Annotated in this window: 26 protein-coding genes; 9 read left to right on the top strand and 17 right to left on the bottom strand. The window is 66.7% G+C overall.

The genetic code is table 11. From position 1 onward, the window contains the following. Positions 1 to 26 precede the first annotated feature (26 nt). From rnc to rpoZ, 9 genes are read right to left on the bottom strand one after another with little or no spacing between them, the layout of a single operon-like run. Positions 27 to 719 (bottom strand): ribonuclease III, encoded by a 693-nt coding sequence (gene rnc, locus AC13C7_RS03645; protein WP_172320186.1) that lies wholly within the window; start codon positions 717 to 719, stop codon positions 27 to 29. Next, positions 716 to 1504 (bottom strand): signal peptidase I, encoded by a 789-nt coding sequence (gene lepB / locus AC13C7_RS03640; protein WP_172320187.1) that lies wholly within the window; start codon positions 1502 to 1504, stop codon positions 716 to 718. Before lepB ends, rnc begins: the two co-directional genes overlap by 4 nt. Before the next feature lie 60 nt (positions 1505 to 1564). Further along, positions 1565 to 2014: a holo-ACP synthase gene (gene acpS / locus AC13C7_RS03635; protein ID WP_172320188.1), complete on the bottom strand. Its 450-nt coding sequence runs from the start codon at positions 2012 to 2014 to the stop codon at positions 1565 to 1567. Continuing rightward, the gene (locus AC13C7_RS03630) at positions 2011 to 2502 is read right to left on the bottom strand and encodes a hypothetical protein (RefSeq protein ID WP_482866633.1); all 492 of its coding nucleotides are present in this window, start codon (positions 2500 to 2502) and stop codon (positions 2011 to 2013) included. Before AC13C7_RS03630 ends, acpS begins: the two co-directional genes overlap by 4 nt. A 38-nt stretch (positions 2503 to 2540) precedes the next feature. Then, a complete protein-coding gene (locus AC13C7_RS03625) occupies positions 2541 to 3041 on the bottom strand; it encodes a hypothetical protein (RefSeq protein ID WP_482866632.1) in 501 nt (166 codons plus the stop codon). After that, positions 3038 to 3781 (bottom strand): pyridoxine 5'-phosphate synthase, encoded by a 744-nt coding sequence (locus AC13C7_RS03620; protein WP_482866631.1) that lies wholly within the window; start codon positions 3779 to 3781, stop codon positions 3038 to 3040. The genes AC13C7_RS03625 and AC13C7_RS03620 overlap by 4 nt, the downstream gene beginning before the upstream one ends. Before the next feature lie 16 nt (positions 3782 to 3797). Next, positions 3798 to 4472, bottom strand: coding sequence for a DUF2062 domain-containing protein (locus AC13C7_RS03615; RefSeq protein ID WP_482866630.1), 675 nt, complete (start codon positions 4470 to 4472; stop codon positions 3798 to 3800). Positions 4473 to 4508: 36 nt separating this feature from the next. Next, the gene (locus AC13C7_RS03610) at positions 4509 to 6629 is read right to left on the bottom strand and encodes a RelA/SpoT family protein (RefSeq protein ID WP_482866629.1); all 2121 of its coding nucleotides are present in this window, start codon (positions 6627 to 6629) and stop codon (positions 4509 to 4511) included. Positions 6630 to 6655: 26 nt separating this feature from the next. After that, a complete protein-coding gene (gene rpoZ, locus AC13C7_RS03605; protein WP_482866628.1) occupies positions 6656 to 7009 on the bottom strand; it encodes a DNA-directed RNA polymerase subunit omega in 354 nt (117 codons plus the stop codon). Positions 7010 to 7400: 391 nt separating this feature from the next. Between rpoZ and AC13C7_RS03600 the strand changes: the two genes are divergently transcribed. Beyond that, on the top strand, positions 7401 to 7976 hold the full coding sequence (locus tag AC13C7_RS03600) for a LabA-like NYN domain-containing protein (protein ID WP_172320195.1): 576 nt from the start codon (positions 7401 to 7403) through the stop codon (positions 7974 to 7976). 7 nt (positions 7977 to 7983) lie between these two features. Here AC13C7_RS03600 and AC13C7_RS03595 read toward each other — a convergent pair whose 3' ends face one another. After that, positions 7984 to 8631, bottom strand: coding sequence for a class I SAM-dependent methyltransferase (locus AC13C7_RS03595; RefSeq protein ID WP_482866627.1), 648 nt, complete (start codon positions 8629 to 8631; stop codon positions 7984 to 7986). A gap of 259 nt (positions 8632 to 8890) precedes the next feature. Between AC13C7_RS03595 and ispH the strand changes: the two genes are divergently transcribed. From ispH to AC13C7_RS03565, 6 genes are all read left to right on the top strand, one after another. Beyond that, positions 8891 to 9838, top strand: coding sequence for a 4-hydroxy-3-methylbut-2-enyl diphosphate reductase (gene ispH / locus AC13C7_RS03590; protein ID WP_482866626.1), 948 nt, complete (start codon positions 8891 to 8893; stop codon positions 9836 to 9838). Between the two features lie 305 nt (positions 9839 to 10143). Next, positions 10144 to 10317 (top strand): hypothetical protein, encoded by a 174-nt coding sequence (locus AC13C7_RS03585; protein WP_482866625.1) that lies wholly within the window; start codon positions 10144 to 10146, stop codon positions 10315 to 10317. Between the two features lies 1 nt (position 10318). Continuing rightward, positions 10319 to 10909: a class I SAM-dependent DNA methyltransferase gene (locus AC13C7_RS03580; RefSeq protein WP_482866624.1), complete on the top strand. Its 591-nt coding sequence runs from the start codon at positions 10319 to 10321 to the stop codon at positions 10907 to 10909. Between the two features lie 63 nt (positions 10910 to 10972). Then, entirely contained in the window at positions 10973 to 11416 is a 444-nt protein-coding gene (locus AC13C7_RS03575) for a DUF3429 domain-containing protein (RefSeq protein WP_474889075.1), read from the top strand. After that, the gene (gene rnhA / locus AC13C7_RS03570) at positions 11416 to 11871 is read left to right on the top strand and encodes a ribonuclease HI (RefSeq protein ID WP_482866623.1); all 456 of its coding nucleotides are present in this window, start codon (positions 11416 to 11418) and stop codon (positions 11869 to 11871) included. Before AC13C7_RS03575 ends, rnhA begins: the two co-directional genes overlap by 1 nt. Before the next feature lie 84 nt (positions 11872 to 11955). Further along, a complete protein-coding gene (locus tag AC13C7_RS03565; RefSeq protein WP_172320202.1) occupies positions 11956 to 12576 on the top strand; it encodes a trimeric intracellular cation channel family protein in 621 nt (206 codons plus the stop codon). Here AC13C7_RS03565 and AC13C7_RS03560 read toward each other — a convergent pair whose 3' ends face one another. From AC13C7_RS03560 to fmt, 3 genes are read right to left on the bottom strand one after another with little or no spacing between them, the layout of a single operon-like run. Further along, on the bottom strand, positions 12577 to 12816 hold the full coding sequence (locus AC13C7_RS03560; protein ID WP_172320203.1) for a GlsB/YeaQ/YmgE family stress response membrane protein: 240 nt from the start codon (positions 12814 to 12816) through the stop codon (positions 12577 to 12579). Between the two features lie 4 nt (positions 12817 to 12820). Further along, positions 12821 to 13087 (bottom strand): hypothetical protein, encoded by a 267-nt coding sequence (locus AC13C7_RS03555; RefSeq protein WP_172320204.1) that lies wholly within the window; start codon positions 13085 to 13087, stop codon positions 12821 to 12823. Then, positions 13057 to 13998 (bottom strand): methionyl-tRNA formyltransferase, encoded by a 942-nt coding sequence (fmt, locus tag AC13C7_RS03550; RefSeq protein ID WP_482866622.1) that lies wholly within the window; start codon positions 13996 to 13998, stop codon positions 13057 to 13059. The genes AC13C7_RS03555 and fmt overlap by 31 nt, the downstream gene beginning before the upstream one ends. Before the next feature lie 219 nt (positions 13999 to 14217). On the opposite strand from fmt, the gene AC13C7_RS03545 reads away from it, so the two are divergent. Both AC13C7_RS03545 and AC13C7_RS03540 read left to right on the top strand, forming a co-directional pair. Further along, entirely contained in the window at positions 14218 to 14577 is a 360-nt protein-coding gene (locus AC13C7_RS03545; protein WP_482866621.1) for an ArsR/SmtB family transcription factor, read from the top strand. After that, positions 14555 to 15025 (top strand): SRPBCC family protein, encoded by a 471-nt coding sequence (locus AC13C7_RS03540; protein WP_482866620.1) that lies wholly within the window; start codon positions 14555 to 14557, stop codon positions 15023 to 15025. The genes AC13C7_RS03545 and AC13C7_RS03540 overlap by 23 nt, the downstream gene beginning before the upstream one ends. A gap of 3 nt (positions 15026 to 15028) precedes the next feature. Here the strand turns inward: AC13C7_RS03540 and AC13C7_RS03535 are convergent, their stop codons facing one another. The 4 genes from AC13C7_RS03535 to def (AC13C7_RS03520) are packed head-to-tail and all read right to left on the bottom strand — an operon-like array spanning position 15029 to position 17112. Next, positions 15029 to 15580 carry a GFA family protein gene (locus tag AC13C7_RS03535; RefSeq protein WP_482866619.1) on the bottom strand — a complete coding sequence of 184 codons (552 nt, stop codon included), beginning with the start codon at positions 15578 to 15580 and terminating at the stop codon, positions 15029 to 15031. Positions 15581 to 15626: 46 nt separating this feature from the next. Next, positions 15627 to 16121: a peptide deformylase gene (gene def / locus AC13C7_RS03530; protein WP_172320208.1), complete on the bottom strand. Its 495-nt coding sequence runs from the start codon at positions 16119 to 16121 to the stop codon at positions 15627 to 15629. Next, positions 16100 to 16591: a peptide deformylase gene (locus AC13C7_RS03525; protein ID WP_482866618.1), complete on the bottom strand. Its 492-nt coding sequence runs from the start codon at positions 16589 to 16591 to the stop codon at positions 16100 to 16102. Before AC13C7_RS03525 ends, def (AC13C7_RS03530) begins: the two co-directional genes overlap by 22 nt. Further along, complete coding sequence (gene def, locus AC13C7_RS03520) at positions 16588 to 17112, bottom strand: peptide deformylase (protein WP_482866617.1); 525 nt, start codon at positions 17110 to 17112, stop codon at positions 16588 to 16590. Before def (AC13C7_RS03520) ends, AC13C7_RS03525 begins: the two co-directional genes overlap by 4 nt. Between the last annotated feature and the right edge of the window lie 77 nt (positions 17113 to 17189).

The following is a 17189-nucleotide window of genomic DNA, read 5'->3' as shown; positions in this document are numbered from 1 at the left end:
GCAAGCCCCGTCAGCGGCAAATATCTTCAAGAAGATTTTTCGGCCGCGAGCCGGTCCAGCAGCGCCCGCGCCGCCGCCTGTTCCGCCTGCCGCTTGGACCGCGCCTCGGACCGTGCCGCCGCGCCCGATTGCATCCGTGCCTCGACCGTGAAGACCGGCGCGTGATCGGGGCCCGAGCGGCCCAGCTCGGCATAGACCGGCGGGCTCTCGCCGCGCGCCTGCGCCCATTCCTGCAAGGCTGTCTTGGCGTCGCGCGCGTCGTCCTCGACCTTGGCGATGCGCTCGCCCCAGAGGCGCAGGATCACCCCGCGCGCGTCCTCATATCCCCCATCGCGATAGACGGCGGCAATCACCGCCTCCATCGCGTCGCCAAGCAGTGCCTCCTTGCGCCGCCCGCCTGTCTTCATCTCGGATTTGCCCAGCTTCAGCACCGCGCCCAGGTCGATCTGGCGGGCGACATCGGCGCAGGTCTCCTTGCGCACCAGCGCGTTGAAGCGCGGCGCCAGCCGCCCCTCGGGCGCGGTGGGGTCATGCGCCAGCACGGCCTCGGCCATCACCAGGCCCAACACCCGGTCGCCCAGGAACTCCAGCCGCTGATTGTCGGGCCGCGTCTCGGACGACAGCGAGCCATGCGTCAGCGCCCGGATCAGCAATTCAGGGTCTTTGAACCCGTATCCCAACCGGTCGCAAAAGGCGCGGATATCGGCGGAAAGCTTCACTCCACCGCCCGGAAGAACCGATCGCCGCGCCAGGTCCAGAAATAGACCATGCGTTCGCCCGCCGAGGAGAACATAATCCGGTCGGCGCGCCCGATGATGTTCTCGTAAGGCACGAAACCCACCCCGCCCCGCGTGCGCGGCACCCGGCTGTCGGAGGAATTGTCGCGATTGTCGCCCATCACGAAATACTGGCCCTCGGGCACGACAAAGACGGCGGTGTTGTCGTTCTGCAGGCCATCGCCCGCATTCAGCACCGAATGCTCCACTCCGCCGGGCAGGGTCTCGGTAAAGCGCTCATGCTCACATTCGCCGCCAAGCCCCACGGGCCGGTTGGAACAAAGCGGCAGATTGCGCTGCGGACCCTGGTAATCGTAGACCTCGACGAAGGGTTCCTCAGGCTCCAGCGTCGCCGCCTGGCCATTGACGTAGAGCACGCCGTTGCGCATCTGGATGGAATCGCCCGGCAGGCCCACGACGCGCTTGATGAAGTCGGTGTTCTGGGTGGGGTGGCGGAACACGATCACGTCGCCGCGTTCGGGCTCGGCGCCCCAGATGCGGCCCGAGAAGGGGCACATCGCGAAGGGGCAGGAATAGCGCGAATAGCCATAGGCCATCTTGTTGACGAAGAGGAAATCGCCAATCAGCAGCGTGTCCTTCATCGAGCCCGACGGGATCCAGAAGGGTTGAAAGAAAAGCGTGCGGAACACCCCCGCGATCAGAAGCGCATAGACCACCGTTTTCACGGTTTCCCAGATGCCGTCCTTCTTCTTGGCTGCTGCTGCCATGTCATCCTGCCTTTATCATGCGCCTTGAGGGGTTCGACATGCTACCTGCCGCGCGCGGAGTCAAGCGAGCGACCGGCCCGGAGGCGTCGGCGGCAGCGGCTGCCACCCCGTCCCCTCGGGCATGGCGTAGATCACCACGAAGGCCTGCGCCCAGGGGTGGTCATCGGTCAGGCTGACATGGATCACGGCCTCCATCCCCTCGGGCGTCATCTCGGCCAGCCTCTCGCGCGCCCACCCCGTCACATTCATGACCGGCTGGCCGGTGCGCAGATTGGTCACGGCCATGTCCTTCCAAGCGATTCCCATCCGCAGCCCGGTGCCAAGCGCCTTGGAGCACGCCTCCTTCGCCGCCCATCGCTTGGCGTAGCTGGCGGCGGGGGCCTGCGTGCGCGCGGCGCGGGCCTGTTCGCGGTCGGTAAAGACGCGGTTGCGAAAGCGGTCGCCGAAACGCGCCAGAGTGCCCTCGATGCGCTCGATATTGGCCAGGTCGGTGCCGATGCCCAGGATCATTTCGTTCCCGCCGGAGCAAGAAGCGGTTCGAGCGTATCGGTCACGACCGCGCTTGCCGTGACAGTGCCCGCCGCCTGATTGACGGTCAGGCTCAGCTCCACCAGACGAAAATCCGTCCCGTCGAGCACCTGTGCCGGAAGCGTAACGACCAACCCGACCGAGGCATCATACTCCGCCGTGACCCGGTCCATCCACAGCCCCGCATAGCCGAGACTGCCCCGCGACGAGATCAGCGTGCAGGCGGGGAAAGGCTCATCGCCTGCCGGATGCGTCACCATCAGGTGAAACGCCGCCGCCGCCGGTTCCCCCACATCCAGCGCGATCAGCCGGATATCGCCGTTGGCAAAATGGCGGATGGTTTCCTCATAGGGCGGGTAGATGTTGCGGGCATTGGCCTCGAAGGTGTCGCAATCACGGGTGGATTGCGCGCTGGCGGGCGCTGCCGTGAGGGCCGTGCAAAGGCCAAGAACCAGGGCAAGGTTTTTCATTCGACCACCTTCCATCGTGCCACGCGTCCCGGCGCGGCCTATTTCGTCTCTTCCCTGTCCGGCGCTGCCGGATCCACAGGGGCCTCATAGGCGGCCTGAACCGTGCCCGCGCCCGGATCGACGCCCAGGTAAAGCGTGCGTGCGACCAGCATATCGCCGCCAAGAACCTCGTCGACCGGCAGGTTGATCACCGTGATCCCTGCATCTTCCGACGCCGCGATCTCGCCCGTCCGCATCCCGAAGAACCCCTCGCCCTCGCGCGCCGAGACCAGGGCGCAGTCCGTCACCGCGCCATCCTCGCGCCGGATCGTGACCATCAGGTGATAGGCGCCCCGGTTCATCATGCCCGAGCCGCGCGCGTCCGGCCCTTCGTCCAGCGCCGTGACACGGATCGCGCCGCCTGCAAAATCGCGGATCGTCGCCTCGAACGGCGAATAGACATGCTGCGCCCCCGCCGCAGGGCCATCGCAATCGCCCACCACCTGCGCCGCCGCCGGACCGGCGGCGAGGAGCACCGCGAGGAGCAGCGCCGCCTTCACGCCCGCGCCTCTGCGATGATGCGCTGCATTTCCGTCATCGCGGGGGCAAGCCCCCGGAAGATCGCCTCGCCGATCAGGAAATGCCCGATATTGAGCTCCCGCACCTCGGGAAACGCCGCGACCGGCGCGACCGTGTCATAGGTCAGCCCGTGACCGGCATGGACCTCGAGCCCCAGGGAATGCGCAAACGCGGACATCTCGCGCAGGGCCTGCAATTCGCGGTCCCGGTCGTCCAGCCGCCCCTCGTGATGGGCGTCGCAATAGGCGCCAGTATGCAGTTCGATCACCTCCGCGCCGATCCGGTGGGCGGCCTCGATCTGGGCGCGCGCGGCGGCGATGAAGATGGACACCCGGCAACCGGCCTCGCGCAGGGGCGCGATGAAATGCGCCAGCCTGTTTTCCTCGCGCGCGACCTCCAACCCCCCCTCGGTCGTCCGCTCCTCGCGCTTTTCCGGCACGATGCAGACGGCGTGCGGCCTGTGGCGCAGGGCAATCGCCTGCATCTCGTCGGTGGCGGCCATCTCGAAATTCAGCGGCACCCGCAGCGCCGAGATCAGCCGGTCGATATCCTCGTCCGAGATATGGCGCCGGTCCTCGCGCAGATGCGCGGTGATGCCGTCGGCCCCGGCCTCCTCGGCCAGCAGCGCGGCGCGCACCGGGTCGGGCGTGTCCCCGCCACGCGCGTTGCGCACCGTGGCGACATGGTCGATATTCACCCCGAGCCGGGGAAGATGGGTCATGAAGCACGCTCCCTTTTCATGACGGGGGGCGCGCGTCGCCCGCCCGTTCCGCCTGCGCCTGCGCCTGCGCCTGCGCCTTGAGTTTCTCTACCTTCGCGCGCAGCTTGGCAATACGGCGCTGCTGATAGGCCCGGATCACCGGCACCGACAGGTAGTAGCAGATCAGCCCGCTGATGATGCCGGGGATGATCGAGCCGATCATGAAGGGGAAGAACACTGCGTCGTAGAAGGCGTATAATTCGTCCCAATTCGCCTCGCCGCCGACAAAGATCGTCAGGACGTTGCGTTGCAGATCGCTCCACGCGCCCGCAAAGGCCTGGCCCAAACCCTGCCCGATCCGCCCCCCGGTGCCCGGCCCCCCCAGCAGGAAATGCCCCGTTTCGAGCGAGATCAGCGCGATCGGCACATAGGTCAGCGGGTTGCCGATGAAGGTGGACAGGAGGGCCGCCAGGATATTGCCGCGCATCAGGCGGGCCAGGATCGCGGCCAGGACGAAATGCAGGCCGTAGAAGGGCGTGAACACGACGAAGGCCCCGGCAAAGACCCCGCGCGCGATGCTTTCGGGCGTGCCCGGCAGGCGGTGCAGCCGGTGGCGGATATAGCGGATCGCCCGTCCCCACCCGCCGCGCGGGTAGACCCAATGCTTGAGCACCTCCGGCAAGGGGCGTGCGTCTCGGCGTTTGAACACCATGGGGTGTCCGCCCTCCAAATCCTCTTGGCCCGCCTGTCAGGGGCGCCGGTCCAGATCCCGGAACCGCTCCAGCGTGGCAACATCACTATCGGCCTCGACGGCCATCATCACGGCGAACAGGTGTTCGGCGTCCCGCACCTCTATATCGACAAGCAGGCGGAAAAAGTCCGGTTTTCTGTCAATGAAGTGCAGGTCCGAGATATTGGCGTTCTGCTCGCCGATCAATGTGCAGATACGTCCCAGCACACCCTTGTCATTGCTCATGGTGATATTGATCGTGACATTATGCACTGCGGCATGGCGGCCTTCGGTCCAGTGCACGTCGATCCAGTCATCGGCCATCGCGTCCAGATCGGCCAGCGCGGGGCAGTCGATGGCATGCAGGATCGGCCCGCGCCCCTTGTAGGGAACGCCGACGATGCGTTCGCCGGGCACCGGCTGGCAGCATTGCGCACGGTTGACTTCGGCCCCGCCCGGCAGGCCGATGACGGCGCGTTTCACGCCCTCCTCCTCGTCGCGGGCGCGCACCAGTTCGGGGTAGAGCGTGGCGACAACCTCGCGCGCGGAAATCTCGGTGGCCCCGATCCGGGCCAGAAGCTCGTCGCCATCGGGCAGGCTCATCGTCCGGGCCGCGGTCTTCAGCGCCTTTTCGGTGGCCTTCTTGCCGACATGCTCGAACGCCACGCGCGCCAGTTCCTGCCCCAGGCGAATATAGCGCCCCCGGTCCTCTTCGCGCAGCAGGCGCCGGATCGCGGCCTTGGCTCGGCCTGTGGCGACAATGTCGATCCAGGTGGCCTGTGGGCTCTGCCCCTCGGCGGTGATGATCTCGACCGACTGGCCGTTCTTCAGCCGGGTCCAGAGCGGCACGCGGATGCCATCGACCTTGGCACCCACGCAGCTATGGCCGATGCGGGTGTGGATCGCATAGGCGAAATCCAGCGGCGTCGCGCCCTTGGGCAGCTTGACCACATCGCCCTTGGGGGTGAAGCAGAACACCTGGTCGGCATACATCTCCATCTTGACGTGTTCGAGGAACTCGTCGTGATCCTCGGCCATCTCGAAGCGTTCGCTGAGGCTGGCCAGCCATTTCGCCGGATCGACCGCAAACGGGTTCACCGCCCGCACGCCATCCTTGTAGGACCAATGCGCCGCGACGCCGCTTTCGGCGACCTCGTGCATCTGGCGGGTCCGGATCTGCACCTCGACCCGCTTGCCGTCGCGCCCCGACACCGTGGTGTGGATCGAGCGGTAGCCGTTGGTCTTGGGCTGGCTGATATAGTCCTTGAACCGCCCCGGCACCGAGCGCCAGCGCTGGTGGATCGCGCCAAGCACGCGGTAGCAATCATCCTCGGTATCGGTGATGACGCGGAAGCCGTAGATGTCCGAAAGGCGCGAGAACGCCATCTCCTTCTGCTGCATCTTGCGCCAGATCGAGAACGGCTTTTTCGCGCGGCCAAAGACCTGGCCGGTGACGCCGTGTTTCTCCATCACCGCCTCGATATCGTCGGTGATCTTGGGGATCACATCGCCCGATTCCTTCTGCAGCACCACGAACCGGCGCATGATCGACTTGCGCGCATCGGGGTTGAGCACGGAAAACGCCAGGTCCTCCAGCTCGTCCCGCATCCACTGCATCCCCATGCGGCCCGCCAGCGGCGCATAGATATCCATCGTCTCATGCGCCTTCTGGGCCTGCTTGTCCTGGCGCATGTGCCGGATGGTGCGCATGTTGTGCAGCCGGTCGGCCAGCTTGACCAGGATCACCCGCAGATCCTTAGACATCGCCATGAAGAGCTTGCGGAAATTCTCGGCCTGCTTGGTCTCGCGGCTGCTGAGTTCCAGGTTGGTCAGCTTGGTGACGCCATCGACCAGTTCCGCCACGTCATGGCCAAAGAGCTTTTCCACCTCGGAATAGGTGCCCTTGGTATCCTCGATCGTGTCATGCAGCAGGGCCGTGGCAATGGTCGCGTCATCCAGCCGCTGTTCGGTCAGGATCGCGGCCACCGCGACGGGATGCGTGAAATAGGGCTCGCCCGAGGCGCGGGTCTGGCCCTCATGCATCCTGTCGGCATAGGCATAGGCCCCGCGCAGCAGGGACTCGTTGCATTTCGGGTTGTAGTTGCGCACCAGGCTCAGCAGGTCGTCGACATCAATCATGACGGGCCTGCCCCCGGTTCAGAGGCTCAACGCTGGCCTTGCGCTTCCATCAGCTGGCGCAGCATCTGCTCTTCGGACATGTCGTCCTTGCCCGGACGGTCGGCCTCGACGCCCTGCAAAAGCGCCATCGCGTCCTCTTCCGGCTCATCGACCTCGATCTGGGTCTGGTTCGATTCGATCAGGCGTTCGCGCAGGTCATCGGCCTGCTGCGTTTCCTCGGCGATCTCGCGCAGGGACACGACGGGATTCTTGTCGTTGTCGCGGTCCACGGTCAGGGGCGAACCTGCCGAGATCTCGCGCGCGCGATGGGCGGCGAGCATCACCAGTTCGAACCGGTTCGGAACCTTGTCAACGCAATCTTCAACCGTCACGCGGGCCATATGATATCTCCGAGGTTTGGATGCTTCCAGAAACGCAAGCCCTGTATCTATCCACCGCAAAGGGGATTGACAAGGCCCTTCCTGCCCCGCAAGCGGCGCGGCGATCCGCGAAAATCCGCCGCGATTGCGGGGCGTGCACCGGCGCCGTCGCCCGGCCTTGTCGTCGCTTAAGTCATGCCTGTGGCGGGGTTTTCCGGAAATCTTGCCATCGCAGCCGAATTTGACCCCACGGCAATCAGCGGATTTTGATCAGATTTCTCCGGGGCGGGGCGTTGCAAACTGACTTCGAGACCTTATTATCATGGGCATTGTCGGTCGTGGTTATTTTGCCATTTGATTTCAGATTCACGGGAATTGCGGCTGACGCCATTACACTCACGGGACGGACATCATGTTTTATCGCGACGAAAGGCTGGCGTTGTTCATCGACGGCTCCAACCTCTACGCGGCCGCCAAGGCGCTGGCCTTCGACATCGACTACAAGCTTCTGCGCAAGGAGTTCATGCAGCGCGGCAAGCTGCTGCGCGCCTTCTACTACACGGCCCTGCTGGAGAATGACGACTATTCGCCGATTCGCCCGCTGGTCGACTGGCTGCACTATAACGGCTTCACCATGGTCACCAAACCGGCCAAGGAATTCATCGACAGCCAGGGCCGCCGCAAGGTCAAGGGCAACATGGATATCGAGCTGGCCGTCGACGCGATGGAGATCGCGCCGCATGTCGACCATATCGTGCTGTTCTCGGGCGACGGCGATTTCCGGCCGCTGGTCGAGGCGCTGCAACGCAAGGGCGTGCGCGTCTCGGTGGTCTCAACCATCCGCAGCCAGCCGCCGATGATCGCCGACGACCTGCGCCGCCAGGCCGACAATTTCATCGAGCTGGACGAGTTGAAGGACGTGGTGGGCAGGCCCCCCCGCGAACCGCGCGTCACCGACCGCGCCGATTACGAGACCGAGGACAACTGAGCCTCGCTCAGCCCGACGGCTCACGGCGGAACAGGCTGTATTGAAACCGTTGCTCGGCCCCGGTCGGAGTGACATGGGTGAACCGGCCCGCCCCGTCGGGCCGGAACGCCCCCGGCACGAGGTCCGCCACGGTCTCGGCCATCTCCTCGGGCGCATAGCGGCGCACCGGCAGGCCGGAACAGCTTTCCGGCCCGTCCTCGGCAAAACTCATCACGATCGCATGGCCGCCGGGGCGCAACGCCTCGGCCATCGCCGCCAGGTAGGCCCGTTGCCCGCCCGCGTCGGTCAGGAAATGAAACACCGCCCGGTCGTGCCACAGGTCAAAGCGGCGCGGTGGGGTCCAGGCGGTGATATCGGCGGCAATCCACGCGACCTGCGCCGCCTGCCCGCCCATCCGCTCCTGTGCCTTGGCCAGTGCCGTTGTCGATATATCAAGCACGCTGACATCGACATAGCCTCGCGCCAGCAGGCAATCGGCCAGCCGGGACGCCCCGCCGCCGATGTCGATCACACCCGCCTCCGGGCCGACCCGGTCCGTGATCAGGTCAAGCGACAGGTCGGGGCGGGCCTCGAACCAGCTCAACTCCTCGGGGCGGGTGCCGTCATAGCGGTCCTCCCAATGCGTCTGCCCGCCAGTCTTGCCATGTCCCGCCATGCAACTCTTCCTTCTCTTCCCATCAGGCCAGATCGTCCGCGTCGGTCTGACCGAGAACCTCGATCACCTCCTCGGGCCAGATGCTCTCGATATAGGATGGAACGCGCCCAATCCCAAATTCGCATCTCGGGCTCCTCTTGCAATTCCTGTCCCGTCCCGGCCCCCCGGGCACGGGTGGCTCACCTGACAGCTTCGTGATCGCCGCCTCTGGACGTGGGGCCATCGCTCGCATAACTCGGGGGCAGACAGGAGAGACCCCATGAAACCGCCCCTCACCCTCTACCTCGCCGCCCCGCGCGGCTTCTGCGCCGGTGTCGACCGCGCCATCAAGATCGTCGAAATGGCGCTCGCGAAATGGGGCGCGCCGGTCTATGTGCGCCACGAGATCGTGCATAACAAGTTCGTCGTCGACGACCTGCGCGGCAAGGGTGCCGTCTTTGTCGAACGGCTCGCCGATTGCCCCGATGACCGGCCCGTCATCTTCTCGGCGCATGGCGTGGCCAAATCGGTCCCGGCCGCGGCCGAGGCGCGCAACATGGTCTATGTCGATGCCACCTGCCCGCTGGTCTCCAAGGTCCATATCGAGGCCGAACGCCACCACGCGAACGGCCTGCAAATGGTGATGATCGGCCATGCCGGCCACCCCGAGACCGTCGGGACCATGGGCCAATTGCCCGAAGGCGAGGTGCTGCTGGTCGAAACCGCCGAGGATGTGGCCCGCCTCACCCCGCGCGACCCCGGGAAACTGGCCTTCATCACCCAGACCACCCTCAGCGTCGATGACACGGCGGAAATCGTGGCCGCCCTGCAGGCGAAATTCCCCACCATCATCGGCCCGCACAAGGAAGACATCTGCTACGCCACCACCAACCGGCAGGCGGCAGTGAAGGCCATTGCCCCCAAGGCCGATGCGATCCTGGTCGTGGGCGCGCCCAACTCGTCCAATTCGCGCCGCCTAGTCGAGGTCGGGGCCAAGGCAGGCTGCGGTTATTCCCAACTGGTGCAGCGGGCCGAAAACATCGACTGGCGCGCGCTTGAGGGGATCACGGCGCTTGGTGTCACCGCCGGAGCCTCAGCCCCCGAAGTGTTGGTCAATGAAGTCATCGAGGCCTGCCGCGCCCGGTTCGATGTGACCCTTGAATATGTCGAAACGGCGGTCGAGAACGTGGAATTCAAGGTGCCCCGCGTGCTGCGCGAACCGGCCTGAGCGCGGGGCCGCACACCGCGACCCAACCGCCGCGGCCTGCCTTCCAGCCGATCCGCCGGATCACCTGACAGATCACCCCCCCCTCTTTTTCGTCCAAGTACCTGTCTCCGCCGCGACGGCGCAGGGTAGCCCTCATCGTGGCACCGCCGCCTGCGTCCAGCCCATGGCAATGCGGCCCGACGACGGCTCCCGGCAGGGGGCCCGAGCCGGACCGCCGCCATGTTGCGTCGGGGACGCTGGCGCTTGCCTCGGGCGGCAAAGTCCACGATGCTTTGCCTGTCACACGCGGCAAAGGCCCCTGCCCCATGATCTCCGCCCTGATCCCGGCGCGCGACCTGGCGAAACGGACCGGCATGGCCCACCTGCCCGGGTCGGCCACCGGAGCCTTGCGCCCGGGCGGCGCGACCGCCGTCACCCTGCGCAAGACCCGTGATCCCGGCCCCCGCATCGCAACCCGCTCCGCGATGGAGCGCGCCTGACATGTCCGATCGCGAAACGCTCGACGTCTATGCCGCCCGCGCGGCGGAATATGACAAGATCCCGCCCTCGAATACGCAGGACGCGGCGCTGGCGGGCTTTCTCGCCCGACTTGCCCCCGGTGCCCATATCCTCGATCTCGGCTGCGGGCCGGGGCTGCACGCAGGCCAGATGATGGCCGAGGGCTTCACCGTCACCGCCCATGACGCCACGCCCGCCTTTGTCGAGGCCGCACGGGCGCGCGGCGTCGATGCGCATCTCGCCCGGTTCGACGATCTCGACGCCGCCGCCGCGTTTGATGCCATCTGGGCCAGCTTCAGCCTGCTCCACGCCGCGAAAGCCGATTTCCCCCGGCACCTGGCTGCCTGCCACCGCGCGTTGCGTCCCGGCGGCATCTTCTTCCTCGGCATGAAACTGGGACAGGGCGAGATCCGCGACGACCTGGGCCGCTTCTACAGCCTCTATTCCGAGGCCGAGCTGCGCGCCGCCCTCGCCGATGCGGGCTTCAGCGTGACCGAGGCTGTCACCGGTGAAGGCGCGGGGCTGGCCGGAACCGTCGATGCTTTTGTCCTGATCACCGCGCGCAGGTCGTAAGCCGGGTTGCCCTTCGCGCGCGCGGACGCCAAAAGGGCCGGACCCCGCCATATGAGGTCCCCGATGCAGACCATTCCCCGCCCCGCCCTCCTGCTCGGCCTTGCCGGGCTGATCCCCTTCCTCTGGGGCGCGCTGACAGTGGCCTTGCCCGATCTGGCCGCCTGGGGCTGGAATACGTTCGGGCCCCGCTTCATCGGACCCTATATCCAGGTCTTCTACGGCGCGATCATCCTGGCCTTCATGTCCGGCGTCCTCTGGGGCTTTGCAACGCGGGGAACCGGCTGGAGCGGCTACGCCCTCTCGGTTCTGCCTGCCCTCTGGGCCTTCTTCACCACCGGCGGCGGCGCCGAACGCGCGGGCGCGGCGCTAATCGTGGGTTTCCTTGGGCTGCTGGCGCTCGACTGGCAGTTCTGGCGCAAGGGGCTGGCGCCGCCTTGGTGGATGCATCTGCGGGTGGCTCTGACGGTGATCGTCGGCCTCGCGCTCTCGGTCGATCTGGTGCTCTGATGGCCGAGCTTTTCGCCTATACGGACGGGGCCTGTTCCGGAAATCCCGGCCCCGGCGGGTGGGGCGCGCTGCTGATCGCGCGCGAGGGCGACCGTGTGGTGAAAGAGCGCGACCTCAAGGGCGGCGAGGCCGAGACCACCAACAACCGGATGGAGCTGCTGGCGGCGATCTCGGCGCTCGAAAGCCTGACCCGGCCCTCCGCCATCACCATCGTCACCGACAGCGCCTATGTGAAGAACGGCGTGACGCAATGGATCCACGGCTGGAAGCGCAACGGCTGGAAGACCTCGGCGAAGAAGCCGGTCAAGAATGTCGACCTGTGGCAGCGGCTGGAAGCGGCGCAGGCCCGCCATGACGTGACCTGGGAATGGGTCAAGGGTCATGCCGGACACCCCGAGAACGAACGCGCCGACGAACTGGCCCGCGCCGGCATGGCCCCGTTCAAACCGGGGTGACCGGGGCAGCGCTGCGGCGACGCAGCGCAGATCCGCGCCGTCGACGGCGCGTCCACGCGGTTTCGAACCTGGCACAGGACAAATATGACCCCACCGATCCTCGACTATGCCTCCGTCCTGATCTTCGCCCTCTCCGGCGCGCTGGTGGCAAGCCGCGCGCAGCTCGATATCGTCGGGTTCTTCTTCATCGCCTGCCTGACCGCCGTGGGCGGCGGCACCATCCGCGACGTGCTGCTGGACCGCAACCCGGTCTTCTGGATCGCCGATCCGACCCACCTGGCCATCGCCTGCGGCGCGGCGCTGGTGGTGTTTTTCACCGCGCATCGCTTCGAAAGCCGCTACCGGGTGCTGCTGTGGCTCGACGCAGCCGCGCTTTCGGTCGCGGTCGCCGCCGGGGCCAGCGCGGCCATGGCGCTCGATCATTCCGCGCCTGTCGTCCTGGTCATGGGGGTCGCGACCGGCACGTTTGGCGGTCTCATGCGCGACGTGGTCTGCAACGAGGTGCCGCTGGTCCTGAAACAGGGCGAGCTCTACGTCACCGCCGCCTTCGCGGGGGCGGGTGCGGCGCTCATCGCGGCAAGCGTCACAACCTATCCGCTGGCCCCGGCGCTGGCCAGTATCGCGGCCTGTTTCACCTTGCGCGCAGGCTCGATCCATTTCGGCTGGTGCCTGCCGGTCTACCGCGCGCGCCCGCCACGTCAGTGATCAGCGCCGCTGGATATAGGTTCGCCAGGCCCAGATCAGGAACACCGCGCCCAGGAAGGCGCCAAGGAAGCCCGCGAACATGCCGAAGACGGACAGCAGGAATCGCAGGACCAGCCCGCCGATGATCGCGCCGAGGATGCCGATGGCCACCGTGGTCAGCACATTCGCCTCCAGCCGCATCACGCGCGTTGCCAGGTAGCCCGCCGCCGCGCCCACGATGATGAGATAGAGCACCACCATCGGATCAGCGCCGCCGCCCGCGCCGCCGCCCCAGGCGCAGGTTGCCCACCGGGATCAGCACCAGCGCCGCCGAGGCCCCGATGATCGCATCCAGCCCCGGCGAGCCGAAGGACAGGCGGAACATCACCCGGATCATGAAGAGGAGGATCACCGCCCCGAGCGCGATGATCACCGAGGGGAGGATGCCGTTGCGGGTAATCCCCCACCTCTCGAACAGAACGCCGATGATACCGCCGATCATCAGCGATCCGAAAAAGGCGAAAAATCCCATCTGGTCTCTCCCAATATGGTGCCCCGCGGCAGGGTCGTCCCGCGCAGGAAGCTCTGCGCATCCTGCCGCCCGCGCCCCTCGACCTGCACCTCGTCAACCTGCACCGCGCCGCCGCCGCAGGCAAGGGTCAGCCCGTGCAGAACCTCGCCAGGGCGCCCTTCGCCCGCCACGACGCGGCTGGCCAGCAGCTTGAGGCGCTTGCCGTTCAATGTCGTCCAGGCCCCCGGAAAGGGCGAGAGCCCCCGGATCTGGCGGTCGACCTCCAGCGCGGGCCGCGTCCAGTCGATCCGCGCCTCGGCCTTGTCGATCTTGGCGGCATAGGTGACGCCCTTTTCCGGTTGCGGCACCGGCACCAATTCATCCAGCCGCGCCAGCGCTGCGACAATCGCCTCGGCCCCCATCGCGCTCAACCGGTCATGCAGGCGCGCGGTGGTCTCCTCCGGCCCGATATCGGTTTCCCGGCACAGCAGCACCGGCCCGGTATCCAGCCCCGCCTCCATCGCCATGATGCACACCCCGGTTTTTTCGTCCCCCGCCATGATCGCGCGATGAATGGGCGCGGCTCCGCGCCAGCGGGGAAGCAGGCTGGCGTGGATATTGAGGCAGCCCCGCGCAGGCGCGTCCAGCACGGCTTGCGGCAGGATCAGGCCATAGGCCACCACCACCGCGACATCGGCCTCCAGCGCGGCGAAGGCCGCCTGCGCCTCGGCCGTTTTCAGGCTGGCGGGGTGGCGCACCGCAAGCCCAAGCGCCTCGGCCCGCGCCTGCACCGGGGTGGGCCTTTCCTGCTTGCCCCGTCCTGCGGGGCGCGGCGGCTGGCAATAGACGGCGGCGATCTCGTGCCCCGCCCCGACCAGCGCATCCAGCACGGGGACCGAGAAATCGGGGCTGCCCATGAATGTGATCCGCATCGAAACCTGTCCTTGTCGCTGTGCCTGCCCCGATCTACCGCAGCGCGTGCGCCGGGACCATCGGATTTCGGGCCGGACGCGAACACGCGCCGTCGACGGCGCGTCGCAAACGCCGCGTCGACGCGGCGTCCCTCGCACCGCGCGGTCCTCTCGGCAATATTTAGCCACATGGCTAGGTTTTCTCTTGCACAGCCCATATCGCTCATGTTACCTAGCCATATGGCTAAGTATGACGAGCAACTGGACCGGTATTTCACCGCCCTCGGTGACCCGACGAGACGCGCTATCCTGTCGCGGCTGGCCCGAGGCCCGGCCAGCACCAGCGAATTGGCGGCACCGCATGACATGGCGCTGCCCTCCTTCCTCGCGCATCTGCGCAAGCTGGAGGCCGCGGGGCTGGTCAGCAGCGACAAACAGGGTCGCGTGCGCAGCTACAGCCTGACGCCAGATGCCCTGCGCCCCGCGCAGGACTGGCTCAGCGAACAGCGCGCCCTGTGGGAGACCCGGCTGGACCAGTTCGACGATTACGTCACCAACCTGATGCAGGAGCGAACAGATGGACCTCGATCCCAAGACTGACCTGAAACTGACCCGCACCCTCAAGGCCCCCCGCGCCCTGATCTGGGAGTGCTGGACCAGCCCCGACCATATCCCGCATTTCTTCGTCCCCCGCCCGCACAAGGTCACGGGCTGCGAGATCGACCTGCGCGTCGGCGGACGGTTCAACACCACCTTCGATGTCGATGGCAACGTGATGGACAACACGGGCGTCTACCTCGAGATCGTGCCGCAGCAAAAGCTGGTCTTCACCGATGCCTATTCGGAAGGCTGGAAACCCGCCCCCGACCCGTTCATGACCGCGATCCTGCTGCTGGAGGATGCGGGCGACGGGGCCACCTCCTACACCGCCATCGCGCGCCACCGCTCCGCTGACGCCCGCCGGAGCCATGAGGATATGGGGTTTCACGACGGATGGGGCACGGTCGCGGATCAGTTGGAGGCCTATGCGCAGGGCCTCAATCGCTGACCCTCAGACATCCAGCCCCTCGTTCACGGTCAGCTTCGGATTGCGGAACCCCATCGCGGCCCAGGCGAGGAACAGCCGGCCCATGAACCCCGCCGAATGCCGTTTCCGGTTCGGCACGTCATCGGGCAGTTCCGTCCCCTTCGGCAGGTCGCCGACCATGGTGCGCAACTGAACCGGCGGGTGCGCGCCCTCCGGCCACAGACCGCCATAGAGGCTCAGCCAATGACCGCCTTTCGCCTCGATGAAGACGGGCGTGTTGCAGCAGGTGGCAATCACCCGGCGCGTGCCGGATTTGGGCGTCAGCCGGAACGCCTTGAGGTTCTCATGCCCCGACAGGAACTCCACCCTGTCCTTGCGGTATTCGACGCAGATCGTGCCACCGATCTCCGTCAGGATCGAGCGCGCGCCGGGCAACCGCGCCATCCGCTCGGCCGCCTCGCGGCAACTGTCGCACAGACATTCCGTGACCGCGATCGGGCGGCCCGTCACCTCGGCCCGCATCGCCCCGCAGGCGCATTGAAGCTGTGTTTCCGACACCTGGCCACCCTCCGTCATTCACAGGCCAGCTTGCCAGACTCCGCGCGGATTTCAACGGCGGTAATCAGCCCCGCTTCCGCGCCTTCTTCAGCAGCATGTCGCGGCGGGTCTTGCTGAGGCGGTCGAAATACATCCGCCCCGCCAGATGGTCGATCTGGTGCTGCACCGACGTGGCCCAAAGCCCGACGAAATCCTTCTCCACCTCTGCCCCCTCCTCGTCCAGATAGGCCACCGTCACCGCGCGGGGGCGGGCAATGAGCGCGGACAATCCGGGCAGGTTCGGGCTCGCCTCCTCATGCGGTCGGAACTCGACCGAGGCGTGCAGCACGCGCGGATTGGCCAGTTTCACCGCCTTGCCGCGCGCGTCCGAGGCATCGACCACGGCCAGCGCCTGCATCACGCCGATCTGCGGCGCGGCAAGCCCCACACCCGGCATCGCGTCCATCGTCTCGACCATGTCGGCCCAGATCGCGCGGGTCTCGTCGGTGATCTCCTCCACCTTCGCGGCGGGCATGCGCAATCGCCTGTCCGGCCACATCACGAAGGGCCTAACCGGCATATTCCGCCTCCAGCGCGGCGGTCGGCATCCAGCCGGTCGAAGATGACGATTCCGTTCAGGTGGTCCATCTCGTGCAGCGCCACCCGCGCGGCGGCGCCGGTCAGAACCTCGGACTGGCGCGCGCCATCCAGATCGGTCCATTGCATCGTCGCGCGCGGCGGTCGGGCGATCTCGGCGCTGACACCGGGGATCGACAGGCAGGCCTCCTCGCCCAGGACAAAGCGGTTATACTCCACCGAGATGCGCGGGTTGATCGCCACCATCGGGTTTGGCGCGGCCTCTTTCCAGGTCACATCCATCACGAACATGCGGATCATCCGGCCCACCTGCGGCGCCGCCAGCCCACGGCCCCTGGCGTCATACATCGTGTCCAGCATGTCCTGCGCCAACTCGCCCACCTCGCCCTCGACCGGTGCGCAGTCCTGGCTCAGGCGCGGATCGGGCCAGCGCAGGATCTCCAGCACGCTCATGCCTTCTCCCGCGCGCGCTCACGCTTCAGCTTGACCATCTTGCGGGTGATCATCTGGCGCTTGAGCGGCTTGAGGTAGTCGATGAAGAGCTTGCCCGCCAGGTGGTCGATCTCATGCTGCACGCAGGTCGCCCAGAGGCCGGTGAAGACCTCCCGCTGCGCGCGGCCGTCCGCGTCCATCCAGGCCACCTCGACCTCGGCGGGGCGCGTCACCTCGGCGTAGATATCGGGAATCGACAGGCACCCTTCCTCGTAAACGCTGGTCTCGTCCGAGGTGGCGATCACCTCGGGGTTGAACATCGCCAGGGGGCGCGGCGTGGCCCCCTCCTCCTTCTCGCAATCCAGCACGATCAGCCGGTCCAGCACGCCCACCTGCGGCGCGGCCAGACCGATGCCCGGCGCGTCATACATGGTTTCCAGCATGTCCGAGGCCAGCACCCGCAATTCGTCGGACAGATCGACGACGGGCGAGGCCGGTTTCTTCAGGCGCGGGTCGGGATGGATCAGGATCGGGCGTAACATGGCCGTTGAGATAAGCGATCGGGCGCGCTCCCGCAACGCCTCTTGCACCCGCGCCGCGATCCGCTAGCTTGCCGCCC

It is taken from the genome of Alterinioella sp. B-7 (genome assembly GCF_056857775.1).
This window is presented reverse-complemented; position numbering and strand designations above follow the sequence as displayed.